Genomic DNA, 11,120 nt, shown 5'->3' with positions numbered 1-11,120 from the left:
GACCAATTTATTGCAACCGCAGTAGGACAGCCTTAAGTCCGACAGGCTGCTAGCTCCATCTGATTTTTTCGCCACCATTCTTTACTGAATTAGCTCACATGAAACTGCCATTTCAACGACGACAGCCGTCAGTGGGTCTGGCTCTTGTCGTGTTTCTCACTCTCAGCCACCAGACCCACGGGCAGAACCTTGAAGAAGTGGTCAGTGTGGCCCTCATCACTAACCCGAAAATGCTACAGGCTTTTCATAAGGTTCAGGAACGCAAACACGATGAAACCGTTGCAAAATCAAGCTATTTCCCCACTCTGGATCTTCATGCCGGTGTCGGTCATGAGCGCACTGACAGCCCGGCAACCCGCAGCGGCGGACCATCCACTGACGAATACCTCAGACGACGGGAAGCCAGTGTTGTACTGCGCCAGATGATTTTCGAAGGTTTCTCAACCCTGAACAATGACCGCAGAACGAAGGCAGCCACTCACTCAGAGCAATACCGCCTCCTGAGTATCGCCTCCGAAATGGCTCTTGATGTGACCCGCTCTTTTCTGACGATCCTCATGCAGCAAAAAGCCCTGAAAATGGCTCATCAGAATCTGGATGCCCATGAAGAGATCTATTACTCGATCTTTAAACGCTCGGAGCATGGCGTTCAGAGCGTAGCCGATTTGAGCCAGATCAGAGGGCGTCTTGCAGTAGCGCATTCCAATGTCATTGCTGCACAGAATAACCTGAACGACGCCCGGATACAGTTTCTGAAACTGGTGGGTATTCAACCAGATAATTTGATCGCACCAGATCCCGATATCAGCCTGATTCCAGAAACACTGGACGACACTTTGAGATTGGCTACAAGGGACTATCCACTCCTGCAGTCAGCCACACTTGACCAAAAGGCTGCCGATCATGAGTACGAGGCCAGCAAAGGACGCTTTTATCCCGAGTTGTCTATCGAAGCGGCTCGTTCCTGGAATTACAACCTTAACGGGATCAAGGGCAGAGACGATGATTACGCCATTATGCTTCACGCCCGATACAACCTGTTCAGTGGTGGCAGAGATACCGGTCAGATGAAGGCAGCCCTGACCCGGCGAGAGGAGGCTGGGGACATTTACTCACAGGCAAGGCTTCAGGTTGAGGAAGAAGTCAGGCTTTCCTGGGAAGCTCGCCAGCAACTCAAAAGACAGCTTCCCAAATTGGAAGAGCACTTTGAGGCCATCAATATGACCGTCAAAGCCTATCGCAGACAGTTTATTCTGGGAGAGCGGACCTTAGTGGATGTCCTGAACGCTGAAAACGAAAAGCTGGAAGCCAACATGGCCTGGAACCGGGCTTTAACCCATGAGCTGGAAGCCAAGTACCGTCTACTGCATATCACCGGAAGACTGCTCGACTCACTGAAATTCACTCTGCCCGCAGACTGGGTACCACCCCGGAAGTAACGTCATGAGAAAGCTGGTCGTTCCATCTGAAGGCGCCAGAATCGGGAAAGTTTCAGGCGTTGTCTGGAAGCTATCACCGGATGGTTCCCGTCAGAGAATTTTTCCTGAAGACACTGGCACCAGGCTGTCCTCCAGCATTACTGTTGAAGTAGAAGATGACTCCGATCTTGAACTGATTCCTGACCCCCTGGCCTTGGATGAGCCTTTTGCACAGACAAGCGAACCTTCTGATACTCTCAGACAAGAGCCTTCCACCACACCCGGGCATGGCCAAAGTGTTACCGTGCCCTTTGTCTTACCCTTGAGTCTGGTCCGGATTGTACCAGCAGCGGGCTTTCAAACAGGGTCAAGATCTCAAGGTGCAGAGTCTGAACGGCTGCGCTCTGGCCAGTTCAGCAATGATCGGGCACAAGTAAACGACACCAATGCTCTTCTGAAAATTGCTGTACCGATCACAGTCGATAATGTCGTCAATCTTAAGGAGTCAGGGCACCTGCTCATCACCGGTACCGTCACGGATATTGAAGACGGCCAGAGTGTTCTGATCATCCTGACGGATCAAAACGGTAAAAGCCTGCAAGCCTCAAGTACTGTTTCCGGTGGTCACTGGCAATGCGTCTTTAATGAAATGGGAGGCAACAGTGCTGGTCTTGTTGATGGCTCTGTCCTGATCGATGCTTCAGCTTCCGATCTTTTTGGGAATAGAGCCAGTGACAGCCATTCATTTATTCTGGATACCTTTGCATGGACCCGAATCAACGACGTTGACAGTATCGGTCAGACGCTACCCACAATGCTCAGTGGTCGCATAGACGGAGTCGAAAAAAGCAGGGAAATTGAACTGAGAGACACTAACCCTGTTGTGTTCCCCTATGCCAGGTTGATTCCCAATGGCGGCACAAGCTGGCAGACCCCGATTCCCGTCTCTCAGAACCTTATTGGTATCAGTCCCACTGCATACATCAGTGACCAGGCTGGCAACATTGCGACAGATTACCTCCCTCCTATTGGTAACCCAATTCGAATGACCACTGATGAGCATACGGTCATTAATGTCAAACAACAAAACCCTCCCATTACCAATGAAAAGACGGATCTTACTTTTGACCTGCCATCACTGCAGAAGTACGCTCCAAAGAATCTTGAAGTGATCGATAATGGACAGGCTTACCCTCTGCGTTGGCAAATATCAGACAATTCACGTGTTCTTAATGGAATATACTCCGTTAACGGCAAGGAAAAGATAGCCATTCACTTCCAGATGCCTGCGCGCGGCTCCGGTCTGGCTGAATTTACCCTTGATGCACCACTAAAGCATCCTGACGGTCAGGGGCAGAACAGTATCCGTTTTACCCTTCCTTATCTGAAAAGTGATCTCATTACTCAACACCGCTCTCTGGCCGGTCAAGAAATTGAAGTGACCGACGATGTGCCTGTCGCAAAAGTCCACGCGGCGGTGGATTTGATAGAAGGCTCCTTAGCCAGCTGGCACCAGAGAGGCAAATTATTCACTAAAAATGATGCCGGGAATGATGATGCAAGATTGACCGCTGTCAACCAGAAGGCCATAGAAGACTACCCTGCTGAAGCCTCTGGAAACAGGGCTGGCTGGAATAAGCTGACAGGACAATACGGAAACTTCTTTTTCCGGGCGGACGGTCGCTGGTTTTACAAGGCTACGCCAGGTCAGTTGCACCCAGGGGGCAAATCCCTGAGTGAAACGTTTGAGTTTACCGTGACCGATTACGATGGGGATGATTCATCGGCCAGTATTACTTTCGATGTTCTGGACGGCACTGCCATTTCTACTGCCGATATTTTTTTCATAGCTGACCAGGAATGCCAGTCACCACCCGCTGCTGACAGTGGGATAGTCACCTATTTCAAAGGTTCAGACACTATTGCCGAGAACAGCCTGACTTTTGATGCAGATGCGACACTCTCTCAATTCAAACAAGTCCTGTCAGGCAGAACGGTTACCAGCAGTGGCATAGCTCTCGATCTCAGCAGTCTTTATCCTGACCGTCAAGAACGTAATCTTAAGCTGAAAACAGTCGATGGAAAAACAGTCGTACAATTCTGGCTGGATTCGGTGACAACGAACAGCAAGGGGGATGTCAGCGCCCGTATCTCGGTTCTACAGAATCTCAATCTTTCAGTAACGGATGCAAAGGACACATCCGATCTGATTCTCCCGGTCATCACCCATGCCCTTGAGATCAAGGATGATATGGCAGAAGGTATCGCTTATATCACCATGAAAGATGGCAGACTCGAAGCCCGGGACGACACAGGGTCCGTTATTGAAAGTCAGAAGCTCAGTGGCAATGTTATTTCAAACGACACGCTCTGCTCGCACGTTGCTCAGGTATCAGAACTCTTTATTAACGGCCGTTTTCTTCCTTCAGGAACGGACAGCCACTTCCTTCCGGAAAAAACGATTCAAACACTTAAGGGTGAGCTTCGTGTTGAAAAGGACGGGTTCTGGAGTTTCAGCAGCAGGGATTCGCTGAATCAGTCACAACCTCAGCAACTTCCGTTCAAATACACCCTTATTGCTATTGATGGCCATAAAACCGCAGCCACTTGCACTATTGATGTAACGGATGGCGCCCCTCCTGCCGGCGGATTTTCATCCAGTCTCACTTTCAAAGAAGCCGGGCTACAAAACCCTCCCCTTTATCCCGTTGTCACTAACAGTAACAAGGTCATCATCTCTGGAGACGGTTCAGACCCCATAGCTTCTTCAAGCCTGGTATTCAGTGACAGCAATGCCAAAGATTTATCGGGGAAATACTTCTCTGGTCATGTTCCGGTTATCTTCACGGTTTCTGGAAAGACTCTCACGGGTCTGGCGGCAAGTACAAAAGTACTGGACGTCGAGCTGATCCCGGAAACCCAAACTGGAAAGGATCTCGAATTCAGCTACAAGGCAACACTCTATCAGCCTCTGGAGCACCCGAAAAACAACGCATTAGATATGTCTTTAACGGTCAATGCTGCTGATATTGACGGCAGTCCATTAGTAAACCACGGAAGTCTTTCTCTCACTATTCAGGATGGCGCAGACTTACAGTTTTCAGACCAGGAAATGGCTACTCTGGATGAATCCGCCCTGATCAGCCAAGCTATGATACAAGGAACTGCAAAGCTGCTGATGACCCCGGGCTCCGACAAAATTGACACGTCCAGCTGGAAGTTTTCGTCAAATCAGCCTGGCTTGCTCAATCTTAGCTCCCTGGGACATTCTTTGCTCTTCGAAACCGGGACCACCAATAGAGCCATTCAACTCAAAGATTCATACACTAACAAGCAGGTTCTGAGCCTGACGCTGGATAACCTGCCTTCAGAACAAGACAAGTCAATGCTTCAGTGGACGGCTAAATTGCACCAGCCAATGGATCAGAATCGGGGGTCATGGCCAATACAGCTGGCGGTTGAGGCCGCTGATATGGACAACGACAAGATTCAGGGATGGTTTTTTCTGGACATCAGCAATGATCAACCCAAGGCTGTGGACCACAGCTTCAGGCTTATCGAAGGCGAGGATATTTCCAGCAGTCAGGAAGGGACTCTATTCACACTTGAACAGGCAGGAGCAGACCTGGGTAAGATCACCGCCATCAATGGCACTGAGCTGACTTCCAGTAGCGACTTTCAGGTCTTCCCCGGAAAGCTTGGAAGCCTGTCAGTAAAACCTGACGGCACCTGGCAATATCAGGCTCTGCCAAACCTGATTCATCCACCAGAAAATATTCTATCAGAGACGTTGACCTACACACTGACCGATTCGGATAGTGATCAGTCCAGCGCACAAATTACTTTTACCGTCGAAGATGGGACACTGCCTCACTTTGATCCAACCAGTGCTCCGATTCCCCCCTCAACCGGGAGTCCTTCAAACGTCTCCGGTGAATTAATGACTCTGGATGTCAATCAGGAGTGCAAGCCCCTGTCTCAACCTGACAAGGGCAGAATCACTGTCATTAAAGGCTCAGACAGTCTGCCAGTCGATCAATCTCTGCAATTCGATCCGTATAAAACCCTTGAGTTGTTCAGGACGGCTTTAACCAGCAGAAGCCCTCAGAGTAATGGTCACCCGATAGACCTGTCAGGTCTGAATCAGGACGCTGACAACCACCGCCTTGAGCTCAAAACCGACGAAGGTAAAACCGTTCTGCTGATCACTCTGGAGAAATTTTTTCCAGATCCCGGCACCGGAAATCTGAAGTCTGAAATTCACGTTCTGCAGGAAAACGCTTTTCAGGTAAGCGGTACTGAACCTGTCATTATGCCTGTTTCGTTAAAGGCTATTGATCATGATGACGACACCGTTCGTGCAACTGTCGATCTGAACATGATTGATGGCACTGCAACCGCCGTTGATGACTATGAGGATGTTACTGAGGGAGAGACCGTCACTGGTGACCTGGTGGACAATGATGAAACCTGTATGGACACGACAACCGTCATTGCTGTCAATCTTGGCTCCCGCGACAACACCCCAGGGAACGACCCCGAAAAAATCTTCACTTTCCCACCCGGAACACCGCTTACCACAAAGTATGGATTGCTGATGGTCAATAAAGACGGCAGTTACCGTTTCGATGCCAGCGACTCCCTGAAAAATAATCCTGATTCGGTCCAACAAATTTTCTCTTACACCTTGCAGGATGTTGAGGGCCACAAGGATCATGCCAGTGTCTATATCTCTATTGTTGACGGAACGCCACCGGAAGGCCAAAACCTGGGAAAAATAAGAATGACTGAGGGGGAAGTTAGCGGGCAGAGATCCTATCCCGTCCATGGCTCACTGCACAGTCTTTTATCCGGAGGTTCAGACCCGGCTGATCCAAACAGTGTCCGCTTTGCTGGTCAGTTTGGCGACCTGAATAACAAACTGACATCGCTGGGCGAACCTTTGTCCTTTACCCAGGAAAAACAGTCTCTGCAAGGCAAAACGGGTGCTGGAATAACAGTCCTGTCTATTTTCACTCACCTTTCGATGGCTTCTTACAGCAAGGATACACCCGTCACTCATGAAGTGCAGCTGTTCAGACCGCTGGATCACCAGGGCACTGGACAAATCAATGAGCTTGTCAGTGTTGATGGGACTGACATTGATCTGAAGTTACCCATGACCTTTTCCGACTTTGATGGCTCACTCACAAAGAAAACAGGGCTTTTGGAGATCAAAATCAAGGATGGAATAATGCCGAAAGTAACGAATATCACCAAGATAGGCATCGACGAGAAAAACATTCCTGTCAAAGATTCTGAGTCCGTGACTCTGGAACCGGGGTCTGACCCGATAGCACCTTCCAGCCTGCGATTTGCAAACAATCAACCGGGCCTGTCGGGTCTTTTCAGCAATGACCAGCCACTGACTCTGATTCGGGATAATGACCAGTCTCTCAGGTTGGTCATCAACGAAAACCCTGTTATTCAGGTGCTAACCATTAAACTCGAGGGTGCTCCGGCGCCAAATGCACCATCAAAGGTCCGGTGGTCCGTTCAAATGGACAGTCCAATGGATCAGGATCAAGGCCAATGGCCCCTGGAGATTGCGGCAGAAATCTCGGACTCCGATGGTGACATCACAAAGTTTACTCTGGCTGCAGATATCAGAGACAACATCAGTGGTCTCGATATTCTGGTGATTACACCTGAATTAACATTGATTGAGCCCCTGCTGGATGCACCTTCGCCGACAACCGATATGTCATCAGCCATTGTACACGCTGGCACTGATAACATAGAACAGGTTCATTTCCTGACACCTGCTACTGATAGCCAGAACCGGGCCATTGATGACTCAGGCCATCCCCTCCTGCATGATGGATTACCTATTCACTATAAGACAGAAGCCGACCAATCGATTCAAGCCTGGGCATATAAAAATGGAGCTCCGGACCAGAAGGTTTTCACCCTTACCTGTCAGGACTGCCCCAGTTCGGGCAGCCCTATCCTTGCTAATACTTTTGCCACTGTTCATCTGAAGATTGAATGGTTCACCTTCCTTGATCATCAAGATGACAAGGGACAAAAAGATAATTTAAAACTGCCAACGACCGTGACTGCGATAGATACTGACGGTTCCGGGGTTCAGGATCAGATCATCCTGACTCTGACTGATGGTACTTTACCGGTGCCCGGGGATCCCCGGTCACCCGATCCTGCAGTGGACATTAACCGAGGTCAGGTAAACACCCTTGAAGCAACGCTTGATTTTGCCCCCGGTTCTGACCGGGTCATCCCCGATATTGAGCTCAGCGATCTGCAAAGCAGACTTGAGGGGTTCAGCTCTGATGGGCATCTACTGAATAAAATAGAAAAAGCCCCTGACGGTTCTATTAATGTTTATCGTTCAGACAATCAGCTTGTGTTTACCCTGAAAGGCAAAGCACTACCCGGCAATCAGGCAACACTGGAAGTCAGACAGCTCGACAATATTGACCACTTGCCAACAGCTTTATTTCCAGAGTTTGCGGAAACCAGGACAGTCTTTATAAAGGTCTGGCTGCATGACTCTGATGGTGACGAGAGTAAAGAATACAAAATCATCCATATTGATATTAAAGATACCACCCCTTCTGCTTCACCAGACCATTTCAACAATGGCAACCCTCTGGCTCGTGAAGGTCAAACCGTCCCTCTGGATAAGAATCGTGGACTGATGACCAATGATCAACTGAACGCCGATGCAGACAATGCAAGAGTAACAGGGCTGCATTATCCACCTTATGATCATCAGATTCCTGCTGGTTCATCAATAGCAGTGGACACCCCCCTGGGCAATCTGACCGTTTTCTCTGACAGCCAATGGTCTCTGAATACACGAACATGCATTGATCATAGCGGCGGCAGAGACAGAACGGAAACCTTCCAGTACACGATTATGGATGGCGATCAGGACACTTCCGCTTCGGAAGCCTCGATCACAATCAGAGACCTTGATGCGCGCTTTCGAAGAATACAGAATGCATCAGGCATTGAAGACCAGGTTTCCCCGGTGCCTGTGAATTTTGAAATATTGCTGGGTGATACAGACCGTGGCGAAACAATCAGCCAATTATGGGTTGTTGAGCGTTCACTGCAAAAGGGTCAATTGACTTACAAGGGCCATCCGCTCCCGACAAGTGACGGAAAGATTACTATACCTTCTGAAGCCTTAGCGCCTTCCCGGGAGGACTGTTATCGTTTCTTTACCTCAGTTGAACTGGGTTATCTGCCACCCGCGAATGGCTCTGATTACAGCTTCGCCCAAAATAAAATCCGATTGAGACTAAAAGCTGATATCAGCAAAAATCCCGGACCCGATCAGAGCATCAGCAGTCTGCTGAAAATCAACATCAGCGGGGTTGCAGACAAGCCATTGTGGAACAAAGGTAAGGACATCGACTATTTTACGACAGAAGAAGATCATCCTCTGACGTTAACGGGTGCTGGCGCCCGGTTGCAGGATACTGACGGGTCCGAAACCCTTTCATACGAAATACTGGGCATACCAGAACACTCCACTCTGAAACTAAACAGCACAACCCTCCTGGCTGGACACATCTTAACGACATCAGAGATTAAGCAAATAGAAGTGGTTCCGGACTCTGACTGGAGTGGGAAACTGTTAATACCGCTCAAAGCCAAGGTCACTGAGGCTCCTCCCTTCTCGGTCCAGACAGCTGAGGTTGAACATACTCTGACTGTGGATGTACAACCCGTAGCCGATCAACCATCACTTTCCGTTTCTCCGGCAATGGCGGGGGGCATTTCAGCCAGAGTTTCAACTCTGGAAGATGGCAAGACTCTGGTGGCCAATTATCTCCATGCAAAGCTTTCGGATATGGATGGTTCAGAGCAACTGTTTATTCACATTAAACCCATGGTGAACCCGGGAGAAGATCCCGGGAGCTTTTGCCTCGAACAAACAGATGGAAGCTGTGATCCTCTAACCACTGGCAAAAACCCGAATGCCATAATGCTGCCGGATGGCAGCGCCGAAATCGCTTACGATCACTTGTCCGATCTTGCTTATCAACCCGCAAAGGATCGCAGTTCTGCAAACTTTGCTGACCTTCGTTTGAAAATCAATGCGGTCAGTAAAGAAGACTCTCAGCAGGGGGTTGTCCCCTCTGCTGAAAAAGCCGTTTCTGTAGATAGGTATCTTGTGCTCAACATAAAAGGGGTTCCCGATGCTCCCTCGGTCACAGGCAACGCTGTCTGGATATCAGACCCCCAAAATGGATTTTCACTGACAGGCACGGGTCAGGAGGATCATGCATTGCCTATACAGTTCGATATCAGGTCTTCTGATATCGATGGGTCGGAATCCCTGAATGTCCTTCTGGATACCGCTCTTCTTTCCAATCGGTTTATGATCAGGGACTCTCTGGATCAACAGCCTCCTATTGCAGGTATTTCCTCTAACAAGCCTGTCTATCAGGTCAGTCAGAATGATCTGAAAACCGGAAAATACAGCATCATCCCTCCTCTGGATTACGCCGGTGAACAGCGGCTGACCCTGAAAACCCTGATCATCGAAAGAGACGGTGCCCATTCCGTGTTTCCCATTGAGTTGACCGCAAAGTTCCTCCCAATTGTCGATACTATTGGCGAACCCGTGTCTTACAGTGGTCGGGAAGTGGATCTGCTGCCTGACCATAAGGGGTTCTCAGGCGGTGCTGCCTTAACATTGGAAAACATCAAACTGAAAGATACTGATGGCAGTGAAAGCGCCCGGGATATCAACAGAGTTCAACTGCCTGCCGGATTCCTGCTTTACCAGAAAAGCATTGCTAACTATTCCCGTCTGGACCCAGACCAACCTCTGGCCAGTCAGCTCGGTGGCAGGGATTCATTAATCGAGGCTTTGCGCCAGAAAACGCTGGTCATTGTTCCCGAAACAGGAGGCAATATCGACACCGACTTTCCGACAGCCAGTCAAACCGCTACAGACTTCACTTTCTACCCGTTGATTCGTGACCAGCAAAACAATCTGGAGACCACCAGCGAAATCACCATGAAGGCAACCATTCGCTGGACCGGTGAAGTCGACGGTCCTACTTCTTCGCCGGTCAACAATGATGAGAATACACGCATAGAATATCCCACCGGCAATTCCTTTACAGGGCCGGATATACCTCTGACGGATTATCAGTTTACTTCAACCGACACGGATCAGAGCGAGCATGTTAATCAAAACAATCCTGTTTTCAGGATTGCTTTGCTGGACGCCGGGGGCCGGCCTCTGAGTAGCGGCTGGCATCTGTCCGACAGTAATCCCAACATCTTGACGTATAATGGCAATGAATGGTTGGTAAGCAAAAACAGCCTGACAGGAACGACTCTTCATATCTCAATGAAGGGTCATTATGAAATGAAGGTGGAATCACTCATCACTGATATTGGCGACCTTGAAGCTCGCTCGGCCCGTTTTAATGTGATCAACAACCAATCGTCGGTGGATAACCCTCCCCATGATCCCGGCGAAGTCTTTACCTGCGCTGATGGCATCAAGACAGATGAAGATAACATACTCCCTCTTATCGGTTGCGTTGATCCTGCAAAAGCTGTTTTCAGTCATGAGACCACAGCATTTCGGATCAATGCTTCCGATCTGCCTCCGAACTGGAGCCTGAACGGTGACTACACAAGGTCATGGGGTGAGAGTGGCGAGACAATCAG

Annotated in this window: 2 protein-coding genes; both read left to right on the top strand. The window is 49.3% G+C overall.

The window, feature by feature from the left end:
• Positions 1–98: 98 nt before the first annotated feature.
• Positions 99–1,439, top strand: coding sequence for a TolC family outer membrane protein (locus tag KDK19_RS02990; protein WP_257274387.1), 1,341 nt, complete (start codon positions 99–101; stop codon positions 1,437–1,439).
• A 4-nt stretch (positions 1,440–1,443) separates the two neighbouring features.
• The coding region (locus KDK19_RS02985) for a VCBS domain-containing protein (RefSeq protein WP_257291315.1) at positions 1,444–11,120 on the top strand (9,677 nt) is incomplete at its 3' end.

The sequence above is a fragment of the Endozoicomonas sp. ONNA1 genome (genome assembly GCF_024606325.1).
Classification (GTDB): Bacteria; Pseudomonadota; Gammaproteobacteria; order Pseudomonadales; family Endozoicomonadaceae; genus Endozoicomonas_A.
Note: the sequence above shows the minus strand (reverse complement) of the source record. Positions and strands in the feature narration are given on the sequence as shown.